This window comes from Aquella oligotrophica (assembly GCF_002892535.1).
GTDB lineage: Bacteria > Pseudomonadota > Gammaproteobacteria > Burkholderiales > UBA11063 > Aquella > Aquella oligotrophica.
Window position 1 is genome coordinate 844,564 of record NZ_CP024847.1, and the last position, 20,264, is coordinate 864,827.

The following is a 20,264-nucleotide window of genomic DNA, read 5'->3' on the forward strand; positions in this document are numbered from 1 at the left end:
AGGGGAAGATGATGCGTAGAGAGACGGATTCAATGGGTGAAATTTCTGTTGCTGATGATAAATACTGGGGGGCGCAAACTGAACGTTCTAGACATAATTTTCCAATTGGTGTCGAGCGTTTTAAATTTACTCGCCCAATTATCCGCGCTTTAGGTATTCTTAAGAAATCTGCGGCAAAAGCAAATGCTGAACTTGGTGAATTGGATAAACAGCTAGCTAATTTGATAGTTACAGCTGCTGATGAAGTGATAGCTGGTAAGTTAGATGAACATTTTCCTTTGGTAGTATTTCAGACAGGTTCTGGGACGCAATCAAATATGAATGCTAATGAGGTTATTTCAAACCGCGCAATAGAATTGGCTGGTGGTACTTTGGGGAGTAAAAACCCGGTTCATCCAAATGATCATGTTAATCGCGGTCAATCTTCTAACGATACTTTTCCAACAGCTATGTATATTGCGGTTAGTGAAGAAGTGTTACATAAACTTATCCCTGCCGTTCAAATTTTACGCGATACTCTAGCAACAAAAAGTCAGCAATATAGTGAGTTAGTTAAGGTTGGACGGACTCATTTACAGGATGCAACGCCAATCACGCTTGGGCAGGAAATCAGTGCTTGGGTTGCACAAATTGACTCTGCGCTTGAAAATATCAAAATAAGTGCCAAGCAGACGACTGAATTGGCAATCGGCGGGACAGCAGTTGGTACAGGATTAAATGCGCATCCGCAATTTGGTGATCTGGCTGCTAAATATATCACTCAGGAAACCGGAATTGAATTTAACTCGGCAGCAAATAAGTTTTTTGCCTTATCTGCACATGATGCCTTAGTTAATGTATCTGCTTCATTACGAACCTTAGCTGGTGCCTTAATGAAAATGGCAAATGATGTGCGTTGGCTTGCTAGTGGTCCACGTTGCGGAATTGGTGAAATTTTGATTCCAGAAAATGAGCCTGGTTCGTCAATAATGCCGGGTAAAGTGAACCCGACCCAATGTGAAGCGATGACTATGGTTTGCGTTCAGGTTTATGGTAATGATGCAGCAGTTGCATTTGCTGGTAGTCAGGGTAATTTTCAATTAAATGTTTATAAACCAGTGATGGTACATAATGTACTTGAGAGTATTCAACTACTATCTGATACTTGTCTTGCATTTAATGAGCATTGTGCGGTAGGAATTGAGCCGCATTACCCGGTAATTGAGGCAAACCTTGCTAAAAATCTGATGTTAGTAACAGCTCTTAATCGTTATATTGGTTATGATAAAGCTGCTGCAATTGCTAAAAAAGCGCATAAGGAAGGATTAAGTCTTAAAGATTCAGCTATCAAATTAGGCTATGTAACTGAGGATGAATATTCTAAGTGGGTAAATCCACTAGAGATGACACATGCTTGAAATATTTTTGGTGTTTCTTAGGATCGGTCTGGTTGGTTTTGGTGGACCTATTGCTTTAGTCGCTTTGATCGAGCGAGAAATTTGTCATAATAAAAAATGGCTATCCGTAGAGAGCTTTACTGAAATTTTTGCTGTATGTAAATTATTGCCCGGGCCGCTTGCTGTTCAAGTAGCTATTTGCTGTGGCTTTCAACGAGGGCGCCGTTTAGGTGGTTTTCTGGCAGGTGTTGGGTTTTTATTGCCTGCACTTATTATGATAATTATTCTTGGTTCCCTTTATACTCATAATTTGAATACCAGTTCTCCATTGGTGAAGGATGTATTCAGATTTATGCAGGATGCTACCTTGGCTATTATCTTATGTACTTTATGGGATCTGATTAGTCTCTATGTGAAAAATATAACTGCTTGGGTAATTGTTTCGGTTTGTACTCTACTTATTTATCTTCATCCAGGTATTGAACCATTAGCAATTATAGCTTTTGGGGTTGGAGGACTTCTATGTTATAGTACTCTTGGAAAAGATTTATCAAAATTTCCGGCAATTTTTGCTGCTTCATTACCTGTTGCCGCCTCAATACCAAAGTCTGAGATTCTTTATTCGAAATTGCTACAGTTGTTATGGATTTGTATTAAGGCTGGAGAATTTTCATTCGGTACTGGACTAGCAATTATTCCACTATTACACGCTGACTTGGTAACTTCGATGCATTGGTTAAATGATAAACAATTTCTTGATGGCATAACTCTTGGGCAAATTACACCTGGACCAACAACGATAAGTATTGTATTCTTTGGCTTTGTGGTTGCGGGTATTCCTGGGTTACTTGTGTCTTTAGTCGGATTTTATATTCCACCTATGTTTAATGCACTAGTATTAATACCTTTATTTTGGAAGAAATTAACAAGTTCACCATATCTTAAAATTTTTACAATGTGGGCATTTCCTGCGGTAATCGGTGGTATTGCTAGTGCTACACTAAAGCTTGGTATTTCTGCCATTCGTGATGTTTTAGATGTGGTACTAATTTTAATTGTTCTATTTATCGTTAGAAAAAAACTTATTCCAATTTGGGCGTTAATTCCCATTTGTGGGGTACTTGGAGTAATAAGTGCACTTATTTAGCTTTATGTTTTGTGGAAAAAGTTCCTGATGAAGCCAATTGTCATTACTGAAAGATTGAAGATCAGAAGATTTATTCTTTCGGATGCTAAATTTATTGTGAAGTTAGTAAATCAGCCTGACTGGATCAAATATATAGGTGGTCGTAATATTCATACCATTAACGATGCGATTAAATACTTGAAATTTGGTCCACTGGCTATGTATGAAAATCATGGCTTTGGTCTTTATGCTGTTGAGAGTCTGGACACAGGGCAATTAATTGGGATGTGTGGTTTATTAAAGCGCGATATCCTTGATACATTAGACATAGGGTTTGCTTTTTTGCCAGAATACTACGGCTGTGGCTATGGAATTGAGGCAGCAAGAGCTGTTGCTGATTTTGCTAGAGTTAGTCTTGGGTTAACAAGATTATTGGCAATTGTTAATCCAGATAATCTTCGTTCGGTCAAGCTCCTTGAGAAAATAGGTTTTATTTACGAACGGCAAATTGAAATCGAAGCAAAAAAACCAAAGGTTAATTTGATGGTGCTGGAGGCTTCTATTTAGTGTTTTTATGATAGATTGGAAGATTTTAAGTTGGTTTCTAGATCTGGAGGCTAGCCTTTTTATAAAAATCTATTTTTGTTAGCAGTGATTTGGTATAATTCCGCCTTATTTGACCCAATACAGAAGTTATTGGTTTATAACATCTTACATTGCAAGTAAAGGTATATAAACATGAATGACATCAATAATACTGATTTATCATTTCCACTTAAAACCCATAAAAAAATCAAGCCAAAGAAGCTATACAACCAACTCACAAATGAGGAGGCCAAGGCTTTATTAGCTAAAGAAACGGTAAGGAGAATTACGGTTTCATTCTATCAGTATTTTCATATCGCAGAACCCAAAACCTTTCGTGATGAAATGTTTATTCAGCTAAGTAACCTTAAAGTGTTCGGGCGGGTTTATCTGGCACATGAGGGAATTAATGCTCAGATAAGTGTACCAGAAACAAGTTTTATTGAGCTTCGTGACTATCTATATTCGATTCCGGAGTTAAATGGGATTAGGTTAAATACTGCTGTAGATGATGGGCAGTCATTTTGGATTTTGAAAATCAAGGTAAGAGAGAAGATTGTTGCGGATGGAATTGATGATCCAGCATTCGACATGTCTAATCGTGGTAAATATTTGAATGCTGAAGAATTTAATAAAATGACTGATGATCCAGATACCATAGTTATAGATATGCGTAACCACTATGAATACGAAGTGGGACATTTTGAAAATGCTCTTGAAGTTCCTAGTGAAACATTTCGTGAACAGCTACCCATGGCTGTTGAGATGATGCAGGATAAAAAAGACAAGAATATTATCATGTATTGTACTGGTGGTATCCGTTGTGAAAAAGCCAGTGCTTGGATGAAACATAAGGGGTTCAATAATGTATATCACCTTGAAGGTGGTATCATAAAATATGCAAATACAGTTAAAGAAGCTGGACTTCCAAATAAATTCCTTGGTAAAAATTTTGTATTTGATGGCAGGCTTGGCGAGAAGATTGGTGATGAAATTATTGCTAAATGTCATCAGTGTGGAAAGCCCGCAGATACTCACGTGAATTGTGCTAACGATGGTTGTCACTTGCTATTCATTCAATGTGAAGAGTGTGCAAAAGACTATGAGGGTTGTTGCAGTACTGACTGTCAGGAAGTTATTCACCTTCCCGATGAAGAGCGTAAGTTATTGCGTAAGGGTAAGAGTAATGGCGCAAAAGTATTTAATAAGTCAAAAGGGCTTTTGAAGCCTAAGCCGGCTTTAGGTGATGAAAAATAATCTATACTCAAACAGACTCATCATCCTAGGTTTGCCAAGCTTTTTGCTTACTAATTGTAGGCAGTGGCGTTTGCCGCCTAGTTGTGTTTCGAGTCTGATTGAGTGTGGTTATTCGTAAAACAATTTTTAGTGAAGAAAAACAGCTTGCATTCTTGCCTTGTGCTGTATTAAGATTCAAGTATTAAAGTTAACTGTTTAAATTCAATGAGAATAAATAAAAAGTCTTGCCAAGCAACTATTGTGAGATAGTAAGTATTAATTTAGACCTGGATGAAAAAATGTATATAAATAATGTTAAATTTGCCAGAAGTAATCAGCAGCAAAAAGGAGTTTTAGACCTAAAGAAATTATCCCGTGTACAGGAAATTGATGATTATGCTGGTGAAATTGATTATGAATTGGTCGGGTTTGTTGATAAGCTAAATAGGCCTACACTTAGTTTACGAGTTTGTGGTACAATACATACCTTATGTCAAAATTGCCTACAGCCAATGGATGTAGCTATAGACAATACCTCCAGGATAACAGTATTTTTCTCTGAGGAAGATCTGGATGCTGCATTATTTGCTGATTCTGGATCGGGTGTTGAAGATGGTGTTGTGGCTGAAGAGGAGTTTGATATCATGCAGCTGGTCGAGGATGAGATTATTATGCTACTTCCTTATGCAACCAAGCATGAAACATGTGTCGGGATGAGTTATGCTGATAAAGCAGAAAATCCGTTTGAAGTTTTAAAAAAAATTATCTAGAGGTTATAGAAATGGCTGTTCAACAAAATAAAAAATCTCCATCAAAACGTGGAATGCATCGTTCGCATGATTTTATTACTGCCCCAGCTACTGCTATTGAAGCAACAACTGGTGAAGTACATTTGAGACATCATATTAGTCCAAATGGTGTGTATCGTGGTAAAAAAGTCATCAAAACTAAAGGCGAATAATTTAGAAAGTCATTGACGTGGCGATAATACTTTCAGTAGATGCAATGGGCGGGGATCATGGTGTAAATATCACTATTCCCGCCTGTTTACGTTTTTTGTCCGAAAGCTTTGATCTTAAGCTGATTCTGGTCGGTGATCGTGATGCTATCTATTCGCAGGTTGGCGACAGATTGTCTCAGTATAGCGATAGGATTGAGGTGATCCATACTACCCAAGTTGTGGGGATGGATGAGGCACCACAAAGTGCGATGCGGAGTAAAAAAGATTCATCTATGCGTGTTGCAATCAATCAAGTGCAAACTGGTAAAGCGCATGGGGTTGTATCTGCTGGTAATACTGGTGCTTTAATGGCTACTGCTAGATATGTACTACGTACTATGGATGGAATTGACCGTCCGGCAATTGCTAAATTAATGCCAACCATGAAGGGTGAAACCTGCATGTTGGATTTAGGTGCCAATGTTGAGTGTACCCCGGAGCATTTATTACAGTTTGGTGTTATGGGTGCTCAATTAATGCGCGGTGTAGTCGGCAAGTCTACTCCAACTGTAGGTATTTTGAATATTGGTAGTGAAGACATTAAAGGTAATGAGACAGTTAAAAAAGCTGCTGAATTACTTAAAAATAGTAACCTTAATTTTTATGGCAATGTTGAAGGTAATGATATCTTCAAAGGTATCGTAGATGTTGTAGTTACCGATGGATTCACAGGCAATGTTTCATTGAAAACTGCAGAGGGGATAGCAAAAATGATTGCTTTCTCATTAAAAGAAGAGTTCTCGCGTAATATTTTTTCCAAGCTGATTGCTTTGGCTTCTTTACCCGTATTAAAGCGGATAAAAAAACGAGTTGATCCTAGTAAATATAACGGTGCCGTGTTACTTGGCTTAAATGGGTTAGTTATTAAAAGCCATGGTGGAGCTGATGTTGATGGGTTTTATTATGCCTTGAAACAGGCTCATCATGAGGTTGAGGTTGGTGTTATTGGTCTCTTGCGTGAGTACCTTGAACAGAATAAAGGGATGCTTGAGAAAGACGAAGAATTGCTTGAATTCAAGGATCTCAGTAGTTTATAAAACTGCCATAAGTATGGCAGTTTTTTTATTCTACATTCTTGCATCATGTGCCATCTGTCTCGCAAAATAGGGTATAATCTTGGAGGGTTATTTATGCACATCCATGACCAGTTAAAAGGTTTATTCGGCAAATATGAAATATTCTAAAATAATTGCAACAGGCAGTTACCTTCCAGCAAAAGTTCTTACTAATAACGATCTAGCAAAGATGGTTGATACAAATGATGAATGGATTGTTGAGCGCACAGGTATAAAAGAGCGGCGCACTATTAGTGAAAATGAAAATACCAGTGATATGGCGTATCAGGCCGCATTGAAGGCTATTGAGATGGCAGAGATTGATCCTTCCTCAATTGATTTTATTCTGGTTGCGACGGCTACACCTGATTCAGTTTTTCCTTCTACAGCTTGTATTTTGCAGCATAAGCTTGGTATTAAGGGTGGCGGTGCCTATGACATGCAGGCAGCTTGTAGCGGCTTTATTTATGCACTTGCCACTGCTGATAGCTATATCAAAGCAGGTTTGGCAAAACGTATTTTAGTTGTTGGAGCAGACAGTCTTTCAAGAATAGTTGATTATACTGATCGTGGAACCTGCATTCTCTTTGGCGATGGGGCTGGTGCAGTTATTCTTGAAGCCAGTGATGAAGTTGGTATCCTTGGCGCGGAATTAAAAGCAGATGGCTCCTATGGATCTATTTTGACAAGTAGTGGGCATCTGTACAATGGTCAGATCAAAGGCAGTCCATATATATATATGGATGGACAGGCTGTATTTAAGTTTGCTGTAAAATCCTTAACCGCAATTGCCAAGGAGCTCTTGGCAAAAGTTGGCATGACTTCTAATGAAATTAACTGGATGATACCGCATCAGGCTAATTTACGGATAATTGAGGCTACAGCAAAAATGTTAGCTACACCAATAAATAAGGTTGTGGTTACAGTTGATCGGCATGGAAATACTTCAGCCGCATCAATTCCGCTAGCTTTAGATGAGGCTGTTCGCGATGGTCGAATCAAACGTGGTGATAACCTTCTTTTTGAAGGTATTGGTGCCGGATTTACTTGGGGTGCAGTTATTGCTAGATTTTAAAGTATTAAAGATTAATAATAAATTGTTATTTATAGTATTTACAGACAAGGAATAAAATGGCTAAATTTGCTTTTGTTTTTCCCGGGCAGGGATCGCAAGCCTTAAAAATGATGGATGGCTTACTTGAGTATTCTGTAGTAAAAGATGCTTTCAAAGAAGCTAAAGAGATTCTCGGGCTAGATTTTCTTGCTATGTTGCAGGAAGAGTCTCCTGAAAATATTAATCAAACAATTAATACTCAGCCATTATTATTGGCAGCAAGCTATGCAACTTATCTTGCTTGGCTTGAATCTTCAAATGGTAAGCATCCGGATTTTGTAGCAGGTCATAGTCTTGGTGAATATTCTGCCTTGGTCGCTAGTGGTGTACTTTCCTTTTCTGATGCACTTAAATTAGTGCGTAAGCGCGCTGAATATATGCAAGACGCTGTTAAACCGGGTGAGGGTGCTATGGCTGCTGTTTTGGGTTTAGATGATCAGCAGGTTATTGAGGCTTGTAATGAGGTTATGTCAAGTGGTGCTGGTGTCGTTCAGGGTGTTAATTTTAATTCACAGGGACAAGTTGTAATTGCGGGTAGCAAAAATGCAGTTGAAAAAGCTAGCGAAGTTTTGAAGGCTAAAGGAGCGCGTAAAGTTATGCCTTTGCCTGTTTCAGTGCCATCGCATTGTGATTTGATGAAGCCTGCTGCTGAAAAGTTAGCTCTTGAATTTGAGCAAGTTAGATTTAATCAGCCAAAAATTCCGGTGGTACAAAATGTTGATGCTAGTATTGCTGATAACGTATCAACAATAAAAGCTAATCTATTAAAACAGCTTTATTCTCCAGTTTTATGGACTAAGAGTGTCCAGACTCTTGCTGTAAATGAAGTTTCATTAATTGTTGAATGTGGTCCGGGTAAAGTGTTATCAGGTTTGAATAAACGGATTCATGAGTCGGCTCAGTTATTTAATTTAAATAATCGAGAGTCTATTGAAAATCTGGTTGCGGCATTGGCATAATACATTTTTTATAAGGTTCAAGAATGAGTGATATCAAAAAAGTAGCATTGGTAACTGGAGCAAGTAGAGGAATTGGTAAATCGATTGCACTTACTTTGGCAAGATCAGGTATTACCGTAATTGGTACTGCTACTTCTGATGCTGGTGCAGCAGCAATAACCGATTATCTAAAAGAGTTTGGTGGCAGAGGTATTGCACTAAATGTTAATGATAAAGAAAGCATTGATTCAGTTGTCAAGAATATTGCTGAAAATGAAGGCGATGTAACTATACTTGTGAATAATGCTGGAATTACTAAAGACACACTTTTATTGCGTATGAAAGAAGAAGATTGGGATGCGGTACTTGATACTAATCTTAAATCTGTATTTCTGCTAGTAAAAGCTACTATTCGTGGTATGACTAAGGCACAGTTTGGACGGATTATCAATATTGCATCAGTTATTGGCTTCATGGGTAATCCTGGTCAGCTGAATTATTCTGCTGCTAAGGGTGGTATGATTGCTATGACGAAATCATTAGCTAAAGAATTTGGTAGTCGTAATATTACCGCTAACTGTGTAGCACCAGGATTTATTCAAACTGATATGACTGATAAATTATCGGAAGATGTTAAGGCTGCATATATTAAAGCTATTCCATTAGGTCGTTTGGGACAACCAGAAGATATTGCCAATGCTGTCAAATACCTAGCAAGTGATGATGCTGGTTATGTAACTGGCTCAACAATTCATGTAAATGGTGGGATGTACGTTTAATTCTAATCATTGTTATTGATGTTAAAATTTTGAAATCTGCCTTATTTAAGGCAGATTTTTGTATTTGATGTGAGTAATATTGTTATGACAAAAAATAGCAGATTTTCTTTTGATGATTTATATTTTTTTTATAAAGCGGCTGAAATAGGTTCCTACTCATTGGCGGCAAAATTTTTCTCAGTAAATAGTACTACTGTTAGCCGTAGGATAATAGCACTTGAGGATTCATTGAAAGTAAAGTTAGTCGAAGTTAGTAATAATTCGTTTAGTTTAACCATGAAAGGGAAGCTAGTTTTTGATTTACTGGCTGGTGGTGAATTTAGCTTTGACAAATTGCAACTTCTTGTAAATAATTCCGTTGATGATATGATAGTTTCAGGGGAGGTGCTATTTTCATTACCTCCAGGGTTGGGGATAAGTCTTATCTCTAAGTATATTCCTGAATTTATTCGTAAGAATCCGGGGATTAAACTTAACCTATGTTATCAGAATAAAGAACCTGAATTAGCCAAAGATAATATTGATTTGGCATTGGTGCCATATATTACCCATAAACATCCTAATCAGAAGTTTAAGAAAATTGCAAGTTTTCCTATTCATTTGCTTTGTACCAAAGAGTATAAAGAAAAATATGGAGTGCCTGAGACTATAAATGAATTACCTCATCATCTTTGTGTTGGCTTGATAACAGATAGTTTTGAAGTTTATAGAACGGTGAAATTCAAAAATAAAAATACTGATGAAGTGGTAATGTTGGAAATGCCAAATAATATTACAACAAATAGTGCAATTAATAATATGGAATTGATTAAATCAAATGAAGTAATTGCCGGAGTTTGGGATTACACAGGTAGGGGTATTCCAGATCATTTAATCCATGTGCTACCTGATTATGAAATAGAGCCTATTTCAATGTATTTACTAAAACATCCATATCGTCAGTCAAAGGCAATAAATCTGTTGGCAGAGTTTATTGAGAGGTTGTTTAAATTATTTAAGCCTAGTTATGACTCATAAAACCTTTAAATGTTAGATTAAATAAGTCCTGATTATTAAGTAAGATAGCTGGAAGACCTTTAATTAGTCCCCGATAGAATACTTGACTGATGAATTGATTTCTAGTATCCGTATTTAGCTTTGGGAATATTTTACGCGCGATAAGTTTTGATACTCCCGCTCTTGATAGAAAAACACCTGCTGTTTGCAATAAATCAGCAATTTCTTTATCCACCTTGCCAATTACAATCAAAAATACTATTAATTCTTCAATTTCTGTAAATAGTTCCTGATGCTCCTTGTTTGATTTGTCCATTTTGGTAATGGTTGCCGAGTTTTCAGCAAAATTATTACCAAGGAGGCTAAAATCAAAGTTAAGAATATTATTTGTAATTGAATTATCTATGAAAAGTCCTGCTATTTTATCTTTTATAACAATAGGTTTTACATGGCTTTGGGCAATGACTAGAGATTGTTTGGTTTTTACGTATGTGGTGTAAATACTTTCCTTAGCTTTTCCTGTTAAAACTGGTTCATTTATTTTTCGATATTCTGTAGCAAGATGTTGTATTGGCGAGCTAATTTCAGATAGCCTCCTGTTATCAGCTTCATTTCTTGTTGTTTCCATGTAAGCTAAGGCCTTTTTGCCAGAAAACTGAAAATAAAAATCATTATCGCAAATCTGGATAAATGAATCAGAATAAGTATAATTATATGTATCTACTATTTGCTCAAGTGAACTAATCATTGTCTCTGTCCCCTAATTTCATATAGTAATTATAAATATAATTTTATCATTTGTAAATGCGAAATTTAACAGGCAGTGCTTGCATATTTGCAGGAAGGGTCTAAAGTGTCTCACCGTGGGACAAAAATTTGAATGCTAAAATCATATAATATCGATCTCAAAAGAAAAAACATGAGCTTTATCAAGTTCGTAATATGAACAAAATTTTAGTATAAAAAAGCTCCATATAAGTAAAACATATTGTAGAAGGAATTAAAAATGAAATTAAAAATGATTATTGGTACATTGGTTGCGACACTTTCTGGTGCTGTATTTGCTGCTCCGACTACAACGGCATTTACAAATTTCATGAATAATGTGTCAAGCGATGTTTCACAAGTAAATAATGCTCAAGCTGCACAAAATAGTTCCTATAATGAATTTAACCGTCAATTGGTTTATACTGCTAAAGGTAATGGTAATTCAAGCACTATGGTTTCATTTCTTAATGCTTATGAGGCTAAATCTTTCCCGCACTTGATGAAGGCTAATCAGGCTATCCTTAACATTAAACCTGGGGCAAGTAGGAGTGAAGTTGCTCAAAATCTAGCACTGGCAAAATCAGAAATTGAACAATATCAAAATACCCGTATGGAGTTATTTAGTGATAGTGGCAATAATCAAGGTGGTTATTTTGTGGTAAACCGCGAGGCAAATCTATTCTTGTGTACTTATGAGAATAGTGAAGTACAAAAAGGCAAAGGGCTTTTCAAATGGATAAAAACAGTTGTTAATTCTACAAAAGTTGCAGATTGTATAGTTTCTCATGAAGCAAATACTAGTAAAGATTTGGATAAAAAAGCACAAGTTTATGCCGCTACTGTTGGTGCTGTTTCAAGTGTGGCAAATGTTTTTCTGGCAAATGCAACATATTTTTCTGAGGATCAGTTTACTAACCGAGTGAGTGAGTTTGTTGTAGCACAGAAAGCTGATACGAAGTCTGATGTTAGAAGGGTTATTGATACTAATATTAATAACTCAACTTGTGAGGCAGCAATGGATAACTTCAGAGATGGTTTTAATAATTCAATGGGTGATAATCCTAAGTTAAAATCATTACTACTTGCTTCTCAGCCAGGCTCAAAAGTCCGTTCTGCACTTAATATATTTGGTGCTGACAAAAATAATATCATTGGTGATGCCTTAAATATTACTTATGTTAGTTTAACAGGGAAAAAGTTGGAAGATACTTCACGTGATTATGATGTGTGCGATTACAAACTGTATGAAAAAAATAAAGCGAATAATGTTTACTTGAGTAGAATGATAGATTTTGGTGAAATTTCGAAGAAAACTAATGGCGTTTTATCACCTGAGCAAGTTTATCAGTTATTTGTAATTTCCTCTGCTAAAGCTACTTCAATGGTGGTTGCGGATAAAAATTCTGGTGCTTTAAGAATGTTTAACTAATTAATTTTTAAATTTAAGTACACCTCGCAGTTCCATACTGTGAGGTGTAAATCGTAAAATATCTTGCTTTCAGTTGTCTGACGGTGTTTTATCTTATTTTATTCCCGCTTTTAGTCTTTCTGTTGTAAAATTTATGCTACATTTACTTTAGTGTTGTCTTATATTGCGATGCAATATGATGCCGTGCTATAATTGCTTATTTAATCTGTATGAAGGGGAGTTATGAAAAAAACAAATTATCTTTTAATCGCATTAATAACATCAATTGGTCTTGCCGCATGTAATGGTGGTGGGGGAAGCAGCTCACCAGCTCCATCACCAACGCCTCCAACATCAGATAATTATACATTGCAATCTACTGTAAAATCACCTTCAAATCAGGTTTATACCTCTTTTGGAAGTAATGGTAGCAGTGCTTATGTTGCTACAAATGGTGGCTTCTACCAAGTGACAGGTAATAATACAGCCACAGTAAATGGCACTTCAAATATCGTGGTAATCTCAGGAAGTAATGGAACTGTTTATTATGTGCCAGCACAATCTGACACTATTTATAATGCTAATGGTGGTGCTGTAGGTAGCATAGATTCTTCTTATGGCTTTATTTCAGCTGTATCGCCTGCTACATCAAATGGCTCAATTTTTTATGGTACAAATACAGGTTATGTTGGCTTACTTAATAATCCAGCTGGCAAGCAAGTTTCACAAATTGCCGGGGCTATTGGTCCTGTAATGGCAATTGGTTGTATTGCTAATGGCAGTTGTAACTCTGGTAACCAAGGAGCAATGGCATTAGTGGCGCAAACTGCTTTGATCCCAACATTTGAATCAGGATTATATGTAAATAATCCAGCAAACTATAACTACACTACATCATTCTATTATTATAATCTTGGTACATGGGGTCCTGTAACTTATAATCCTGTGGTTACAACTGGTAATACAGTTACATATTATACAGTTGAGAGTAATCCTGGTACGATGAATCCGGTACCAGCTCAGTATCAGTATACTCTTCCAAATGTTAACGAGTTTGTAACTGCAGTGACATTTAGCGATGGAAATATTTATGTTGGGACTAATCTATTTAATATTTATTCTGCAACTAATTATGCGTGTAACAATGGACAGTATAAGAAAAATGCTTGCCCAGTTAAATTTGGGAATGCTTTAAATGTTAACTCAAATAATCAGGTTGCGCCATTAGGTTGGGTCCAAAATGGTTCTGTTGGTATAGTTAGCTTATCAGTGCAAAGTAATGGTACCTTAATGGCAATTGCTCAGGAATCACCTACATATGCGACAGTATATGTCTCAAATAGCAATGCCTATTGAAATTATGATGCACAAGGTGTTGGAGTATTGCTAAAGTAATCGGTTGCTAATTATGCTTAAATGGTATTTAACAAAGCATGTTGGAATAATCGACAACGCTATTAAAATATTATGTTTTGCTATGGACGCTGGGTGATGAATTGTGCTATAATCTCTGTAGTAAAATATTATAGTGAGCCTTTTTAGGCTCACTTTTTTGTTGAGTAAGAAAAATGAAGTTACTACAGATTCTTGAGCAAACCGTTCCGGGGTTGGGTTATGAGCTGGTTGATGTTGAAATTACACCAGCCAAAATAGTCCGGGTATTTATTGATAAAGAGGGTGGGGTCACCGTTGAAGATTGTGCCGATGTTTCCAATCATCTTAGTCGAGTACTAGTTGTTGAAGAAATCGATTATAACCGACTTGAAATTTCTTCTCCCGGGCTTGAGCGTCCACTAAAAAAACTAAATGATTATATCCGCTTTAATGGCAGGCTTGCCAAAATTAAAACTCATGAATTAATTAATAATCAGAAAGTTTTTGAGGGTAGAATTGTTGGAGTTGAGGGTGAAATAATAAGCCTTGAACTTACTGATAAACAAATATTTAAAGTCGCTTTTGACGATATAAATCGTGGGCGCTTAATTTTTGAACCAAAAAAGAAATAGGAGGTAGCCATGAGTAAAGAAGTATTGATGCTAGTTGATGTTTTGGCCAAAGAAAAAAATCTGGACAAAGAAATTGTATTTCAAAGTCTGGAAAAAGCATTGGCATTTGCAACTAAACGTAGTTTTGATGGTGAATTTCCTGAAATTGATGTAATTATTGATCGTAATACTGGTAAATATAGAACTATTCGTAAATGGAATGTAGTTTCAGATATTGATTTTTATGATGATGATAAAGAGCTTTCTCTGTCTGATGTCCGTTCTGATCCAAAACGTTTTGGTGAAGATACCAATATTGGTGATGTGATTGAAGAGGAATTAGAAAATGTTGATTTAGGACGTGTTTCAGCACAAACGGCACGGAATATTATTGCCCAGAAGATCAAAGATGCTGAACGGGATCAGGTTTTAAATGAATATTTATCCCGCAATAATGGAATTATTATTGGAAAAGTTCGTAAATTTGAGCGTGGTAATGTTATTGTTGATTGTGGTAAAGTTGAAGCAATTATCATGCGTCCAGATTTAATTGATAAAGAAGTACTAAAACCAGGAGATATGACAAAAGGTTATTTTGATAAAGCCAATCCGCAAATTAAAAATGGGCGTTTAAGCATTTCACGTACCAGTGAAGGTTTTTTGGCTAAACTTATGGAAAACAATGTGCCAGAGATCATGAATGGTCGCGTTGAGATTAAAGCCATTGCACGTGATCCTGGCAATCGTGCCAAGATTGCTGTGTTTACCACAGACCAACGGATTGATGCTAAGGGTGCTTGTATTGGGTTTAGAAATCAACGTATTGATGGAGTAACTAAGGAGTTATTTGGTGAAAAAGTCGATATTATCGAATATGCTGATGATTTAGCTCAGTTTGCCCTTAATGCATTAGCTCCGGCAGAAATCGATAGTATTACTGTTGATGAAGAAAAACGGACAATTGATGTTGTAGTTGAAGATGATAAGCTTGGTTCGGCAATTGGTCCAGATGGAGTAAATGTAAGACTTGCTAGCAAGTTGATTAATTGTACCATTAATATCTATGGTAAAACTGAAGCCAAAGATAAAAAATCTCACGAACGTACTGATTTGATTAAATCATTTAGTGAGGCTTTGGATGTTGATGATGACATTTCTGAGTTGCTGGTTGATAATGGCTTTACATCGCTTGAAGAGGTTGCTTATGTCGATGTTGCCGAATTACTTGTAATTGAGGATTTTGATGAAGATGTAGCTAGTGAACTTCAGGAGCGAGCAAAAAATAAACTTTTATCCAAAACAATTATTTATAAGGATAAAATGGATAAGCTTGCACATGAGTTGGCAGCGGTTGTAAAGTTTTCGCAAGATGTTTTATTGCAGTTAGTAGAAAGTGGCATTTTAAGTATTGATGATTTTGCTGATTTATCCGGTGATGAGTTGATGGATGTTATCAGTGTTGACATTGAAACAGCTAATAAATTAATTTTAAAAGCTCGTGAAGTATGTGGTTACTTTCAAGAGTAAGGAGATAATATATGACTATAAAAGAATTTGCTCTTGAATTAAATATTTCCCAGTCTGAGCTTTTAAGTAAGTTTAAACAGGCCGGAATTGACAAATCAATTGATGATGAGGTCTCTGCTGAAGATAAAACCAAACTTTTAGAATATCTTAGCGGTGCAAGTAGCGCAAAACCTAAAAAACTATCACTAGGCAAAAAGAAAGAAGCTACTACTGATGCAACGGCTATAGAGGAAGACGCTAATCCTGGTGGCAAAATTAAGGTTGAGATAAAGCGGAAAAAAATTATTCACAAAAATGTAAATAATGAAGAAATAATTGAGCCAACACATCAGAAAACTGAAGTTCGTGAAGTTCCTACTACGCTAGCTGAAGAAACCACTCCTGTTGATAACGTGGAACCACAAGTTGCGGCAGTAGTACCTGATACTACTATTAATGATGCTATTATTGTTGAAGAACAAGGTGTAGTAGTTGAGGAGGCATCAGCAAAATTATCAAGACCTGCAGTGAAAAAAGATAAAGGTGCGGAACTTGATGATGTTGAAGATAAAAAAGGTGCCAAACTACAACCTGGTAAGGTAGTTAAGAAACCAAATAAAATGAAAGTTATTGGTAAGGAAGACTCTAGCTTGGAAGATGGGGTTCTTGATGAGGCATTTGATGATATTAAGGTAGAGATAGAGGAAGATATTGAAGTTATTCCTGCTACTCATCAGGTAGCTAAAAAATCAGAGCATAAGGTGAAAGCTCCAGCTAAAGCCTTGAAAGTACAGGAGTTCCAGAAGCCAGTGAAGCCACAAACACTTGAAATAGCCATCCCTGAAGCAATAACAGTTGCCGATCTGGCACATAAGATGTCAGTAAAAGCAGCTGAAGTTGTCAAACGCTTAATGAAAATGGGCATGATGGTAACGATTAACCAGTCAATTGATCAGGATACGGCAATGCTGGTGGTCGAAGAAATGGGGCATACTCCTGTTGCTGCCGCGGTTAATGACCCAGAAAGCTTCTTGGATGAAGTTGTTTCTCATGATGACTCTGATCTTAAACCAAGAGCACCAGTCGTAACGGTAATGGGGCACGTGGATCATGGTAAAACTTCATTACTTGATTACATTCGTAAAGCTAAAGTTGCCGCAGGTGAAGCTGGTGGGATTACTCAGCATATCGGTGCTTATCATGTAGAAACAGAAAATGGAATGGTGACATTCCTTGATACCCCTGGGCATGAAGCATTTACGGCTTTGCGTGCTCGTGGTGCACAACTTACCGATATAGTAATTTTGGTGGTTGCGGCAGATGACGGGATTATGCCACAGACAATTGAAGCGATCAATCACTCAAAAGCTGCGGGTGTTCCAATCGTAGTTGCAATGAATAAGATGGATAAGCCAGAAGCTAATCCAGATAAAGTAAAACAAGAATTAACCACCTATGAGCTAGTTGCCGAAGATTGGGGTGGTGATGTGATGTGCGTTCCGGTATCAGCAAAAACTGGTGCAGGAATTGATGATTTGATTCAAGCTGTGCTACTACAAGCTGAAGTACTAGAATTAAAAGCAACTTATGATACTCCTGCTAAAGCAGTTGTTATCGAATCAAGGCTAGATAAAGGACGTGGTTCAGTAGTAACAGTTCTAGTGCAATCGGGTGCTTTACGTAAAGGTGACATTGTCCTTGCTGGTACTAGTTATGGACGTGTACGTGCGATGCTTGATGAACGTGGTAAACCTGTTGATGAAGCTGGTCCATCTATTCCTGTTGAGATTTTGGGTCTAACTGAAGTACCTAATGCAGGTGATGATCTAATCGTAGTAAAAGATGAGCGTAAAGCTCGTGAGATAGCGTCTTTCCGTGAAGAAAAATCACGTCAGGAACGTCTAATGAAACAGCAAGCCGCTAAACTTGATAACTTGTTTTCTGTTGGTGCTGGTGAAATTAAATCTCTTAATATTATTATCAAATCAGATGTACAGGGATCATATGAAGCATTAACCCATTCCTTACAACGTTTATCAAATGAAGAAGTTCAGGTTCAGGTAGTTCATGCTGCGGTTGGTGGAATTAATGAGTCGGATATTAACTTGGCGATTGCTTCAAGTGCGATTGTGGTTGGGTTTAATACTCGTGCCGATAATAATGCCAAAAAACAAGCGGAAGCTAATAATATCGAAATTCGCTATTATAATATTATCTATGAAGTTATTGATGATGTTAAAGCTGCATTATCTGGATTATTATCGCCAGAAGAACGTGAGACTATTACCGGAAACGTTCAGATCCGTCAGGTGTTTAGCTTTGGTAAGCTGGTAATTGGTGGTTGTATGGTTCTGGATGGTATTATCCGTCGCAATTCTAAAGTACGGATTATTCGTGATAGTATGGTTATCCATAGTGGTGAACTAAGTGGTTTGAAACGCTTCAAAGATGACGTTAAAGAAGTTAAATCTGGCTATGAATGTGGTTTATCGCTAAAAGATTTCAATGATCTTAAAGAGGGTGATATTGTTGAAGCTTATGAAATCTCAGAAGTTCAGCGTACCTTGGAGTAATAGTTTAGATGGTTACAAAGAAAACTAATCCGCGCTCAGGGCGGATGGCGGATCAGATCCATAAGGATATTATGCAGATTTTACGAAGTCGGGTAAAAGATCCTCGTGTGTCTTGGGTTACTGTAAATGATGTTGAAGTTACTAATGATTACTCATTGGCAACAATTTACTATACGGTAATGGATAGCAATGAGGTTGATAATGCTGCTAAAGCTTTGGAAAAGGCGAAGGGATTTATTCGTTCAGAATTATCAAAAGGTTTGACAACTTATACCGTGCCGCAGCTTAAATTTGTGTATGATAAGTCGCTTGAACGTGGTTCAAGAATTTTAAGCCTGATTAGTCAAGTTAGTAGTGAGTTTACCGAAGACGATGAGCCGGAAGATCAGAAACCAGATTGATGGTATTTTGTTGTTGGATAAACCATTAGGAATATCCAGCAATCAGGCAATCAATAAGGTTAAATATTTGCTTAATGCAACCAAAGTAGGTCATACTGGAACCCTAGATCCTATGGCAACAGGTTTATTACCAGTATGCCTTGGTGAGGCGACTAAGTTTGCTTCTTATCTGCTTGATGGTGATAAGGAATATTACGCTACAATGCAGTTGGGTGTAGTTACCAATACTGGTGATGCAGAAGGCAAAATTATTGCTAGAAATAGTGTCAATGTAAGTCTGGAGTTAATTCAGTTAGCATTAGGCAAATTTACTGGAGAGATTCATCAGATTCCACCGATGTATTCTGCGTTAAAGCATAATGGGCAACCGCTTTACGAATACGCGCGGGCAGGTATTACTATTGAACGCCAGTCAAGAAAAGTTAGCATTTATGAGTTGGAATTGATTAATTATGATTCAATTAAGCAACAGCTCGAGTTTCGTGCTTTAGTAAGTAAAGGAACATATATCCGTACCTTGGCTGAAGATATTGGTAATTTTCTTGGCTGTGGAGCTTCGCTTATCGCGCTTAGACGAACTCGGACTAATCAATTTTCTATTAATACTGCGATTACTATTGAAAAAGTAGCTGAAGATATTAGCAATTTACCGTTGTTACCGATAGACTCAATTTTGCCAGATTTAAACTCGTACCAGATCAATGATGCGCAGTATATTAAAGTTGGGCATGGTAACGTTTGTGAGATTAATGAGCAATTAGATTTGGGCAAATATCGACTTTACTATCAATCAAAATTTCTTGGGGTTGCAGATATTATAGAAGATAACGGACGCTTGCAATTAAAACCTAAACGAATGATACAACAGATGATTATAAATTAAAAAACAGGCATTTAGCCTGTTTTTTAATTTGATTAACGACAGCCGTTAACAACTGCAGTTGGATCATTTTTAGCAAAATCACATTTTACTTTTTTTCCAGTAGTAGTGTTTGTGAATTCTACTTCATACATTCCTTTGTGGTTTTTCTGATCTTTAATCAGACAATTATCCTGTACTTCTTTTAGAGTTGTAGTATTAGTAATACTCATGTTTTTACATTTCAAAGTGCTCATATCTAGAGAAGATGCAAAAGACAATGCAGGTAAAGCCATAAGAATGATTAGTAATTTACGCATGTTAGATCCTTTTAAAAAAACATAGCAAATTATTTTAACACAACCATAAAATAATCCGTAAATATTAACGTATTATTGAGTAATAGATAATACCATCCATTTTGGACGGTAGCATAATCATTCTATTCGATGCTAGAATCATGCGTTATGCTTCATGCATAATTTGCTTTGCCTCTATAAAATAAGCCAGAATCTCTGGCTTATTTTATTCCATTTCTCTAAATTTTATCTCTTCTATT

At 36.7% G+C, this 20,264-nt stretch carries 20 protein-coding genes; 18 read left to right on the forward strand and 2 right to left on the reverse strand.

Annotated elements, in window-relative coordinates:
* Positions 1 to 8 precede the first annotated feature (8 nt).
* The 11 genes from fumC (at position 9) to CUN60_RS03945 (ending at position 10,226) form a co-directional block, all read left to right on the forward strand.
* Positions 9 to 1,397, forward strand: coding sequence for a class II fumarate hydratase (gene fumC / locus CUN60_RS03895; protein ID WP_222593294.1), 1,389 nt, complete (start codon positions 9 to 11; stop codon positions 1,395 to 1,397).
* Complete coding sequence (gene chrA / locus CUN60_RS03900; RefSeq protein WP_102950766.1) at positions 1,390 to 2,523, forward strand: chromate efflux transporter; 1,134 nt, start codon at positions 1,390 to 1,392, stop codon at positions 2,521 to 2,523. The genes fumC and chrA overlap by 8 nt, the downstream gene beginning before the upstream one ends.
* 27 nt (positions 2,524 to 2,550) lie before the next feature.
* A complete protein-coding gene (locus tag CUN60_RS03905; RefSeq protein WP_222593295.1) occupies positions 2,551 to 3,069 on the forward strand; it encodes a GNAT family N-acetyltransferase in 519 nt (172 codons plus the stop codon).
* A gap of 171 nt (positions 3,070 to 3,240) precedes the next feature.
* Positions 3,241 to 4,344, forward strand: a complete 1,104-nt coding sequence (gene trhO / locus CUN60_RS03910; protein WP_102950767.1) for an oxygen-dependent tRNA uridine(34) hydroxylase TrhO — start codon at positions 3,241 to 3,243, stop codon at positions 4,342 to 4,344.
* Between the two features lie 278 nt (positions 4,345 to 4,622).
* Entirely contained in the window at positions 4,623 to 5,093 is a 471-nt protein-coding gene (locus CUN60_RS03915) for a YceD family protein (RefSeq protein ID WP_102950768.1), read from the forward strand.
* 11 nt (positions 5,094 to 5,104) lie between these two features.
* Positions 5,105 to 5,284: a 50S ribosomal protein L32 gene (gene rpmF, locus CUN60_RS03920; RefSeq protein WP_102950769.1), complete on the forward strand. Its 180-nt coding sequence runs from the start codon at positions 5,105 to 5,107 to the stop codon at positions 5,282 to 5,284.
* Between the two features lie 17 nt (positions 5,285 to 5,301).
* Positions 5,302 to 6,360 (forward strand): phosphate acyltransferase PlsX, encoded by a 1,059-nt coding sequence (gene plsX, locus CUN60_RS03925; protein ID WP_102950770.1) that lies wholly within the window; start codon positions 5,302 to 5,304, stop codon positions 6,358 to 6,360.
* Between the two features lie 133 nt (positions 6,361 to 6,493).
* A complete protein-coding gene (locus CUN60_RS03930; protein WP_102950771.1) occupies positions 6,494 to 7,453 on the forward strand; it encodes a beta-ketoacyl-ACP synthase III in 960 nt (319 codons plus the stop codon).
* Between the two features lie 56 nt (positions 7,454 to 7,509).
* Complete coding sequence (fabD, locus tag CUN60_RS03935; RefSeq protein ID WP_102950772.1) at positions 7,510 to 8,451, forward strand: ACP S-malonyltransferase; 942 nt, start codon at positions 7,510 to 7,512, stop codon at positions 8,449 to 8,451.
* Between the two features lie 23 nt (positions 8,452 to 8,474).
* Positions 8,475 to 9,209 carry a 3-oxoacyl-ACP reductase FabG gene (fabG, locus tag CUN60_RS03940; protein ID WP_102950773.1) on the forward strand — a complete coding sequence of 245 codons (735 nt, stop codon included), beginning with the start codon at positions 8,475 to 8,477 and terminating at the stop codon, positions 9,207 to 9,209.
* Positions 9,210 to 9,293: 84 nt separating this feature from the next.
* Positions 9,294 to 10,226, forward strand: a complete 933-nt coding sequence (locus CUN60_RS03945) for a LysR family transcriptional regulator (RefSeq protein WP_102950774.1) — start codon at positions 9,294 to 9,296, stop codon at positions 10,224 to 10,226.
* On the opposite strand, the gene CUN60_RS03950 is transcribed toward CUN60_RS03945, so the two are convergent.
* Positions 10,210 to 10,953: a helix-turn-helix transcriptional regulator gene (locus tag CUN60_RS03950; RefSeq protein WP_102950775.1), complete on the reverse strand. Its 744-nt coding sequence runs from the start codon at positions 10,951 to 10,953 to the stop codon at positions 10,210 to 10,212. The genes CUN60_RS03945 and CUN60_RS03950 overlap by 17 nt on opposite strands.
* 258 nt (positions 10,954 to 11,211) lie before the next feature.
* Here CUN60_RS03950 and CUN60_RS03955 point away from each other — a divergent pair, with 258 nt between their 5' ends.
* The 7 genes from CUN60_RS03955 (at position 11,212) to truB (ending at position 19,729) form a co-directional block, all read left to right on the forward strand.
* On the forward strand, positions 11,212 to 12,402 hold the full coding sequence (locus tag CUN60_RS03955) for a hypothetical protein (protein WP_102950776.1): 1,191 nt from the start codon (positions 11,212 to 11,214) through the stop codon (positions 12,400 to 12,402).
* A gap of 222 nt (positions 12,403 to 12,624) precedes the next feature.
* A complete protein-coding gene (locus CUN60_RS03960) occupies positions 12,625 to 13,737 on the forward strand; it encodes a hypothetical protein (RefSeq protein ID WP_102950777.1) in 1,113 nt (370 codons plus the stop codon).
* A 212-nt stretch (positions 13,738 to 13,949) separates the two neighbouring features.
* A complete protein-coding gene (gene rimP / locus CUN60_RS03965; RefSeq protein WP_102950778.1) occupies positions 13,950 to 14,387 on the forward strand; it encodes a ribosome maturation factor RimP in 438 nt (145 codons plus the stop codon).
* Positions 14,388 to 14,396: 9 nt separating this feature from the next.
* The gene (gene nusA / locus CUN60_RS03970) at positions 14,397 to 15,893 is read left to right on the forward strand and encodes a transcription termination factor NusA (protein WP_102950779.1); all 1,497 of its coding nucleotides are present in this window, start codon (positions 14,397 to 14,399) and stop codon (positions 15,891 to 15,893) included.
* An 11-nt stretch (positions 15,894 to 15,904) separates the two neighbouring features.
* A complete protein-coding gene (gene infB, locus CUN60_RS03975) occupies positions 15,905 to 18,445 on the forward strand; it encodes a translation initiation factor IF-2 (RefSeq protein ID WP_102950780.1) in 2,541 nt (846 codons plus the stop codon).
* 8 nt (positions 18,446 to 18,453) lie between these two features.
* Positions 18,454 to 18,846, forward strand: a complete 393-nt coding sequence (rbfA, locus tag CUN60_RS03980) for a 30S ribosome-binding factor RbfA (RefSeq protein WP_102950781.1) — start codon at positions 18,454 to 18,456, stop codon at positions 18,844 to 18,846.
* Positions 18,800 to 19,729, forward strand: a complete 930-nt coding sequence (gene truB / locus CUN60_RS03985) for a tRNA pseudouridine(55) synthase TruB (RefSeq protein ID WP_245866369.1) — start codon at positions 18,800 to 18,802, stop codon at positions 19,727 to 19,729. The genes rbfA and truB overlap by 47 nt, the downstream gene beginning before the upstream one ends.
* A 32-nt stretch (positions 19,730 to 19,761) precedes the next feature.
* On the opposite strand, the gene CUN60_RS03990 is transcribed toward truB, so the two are convergent.
* Positions 19,762 to 20,025, reverse strand: coding sequence for a hypothetical protein (locus CUN60_RS03990; protein WP_102950783.1), 264 nt, complete (start codon positions 20,023 to 20,025; stop codon positions 19,762 to 19,764).
* Positions 20,026 to 20,264 lie beyond the last annotated feature (239 nt).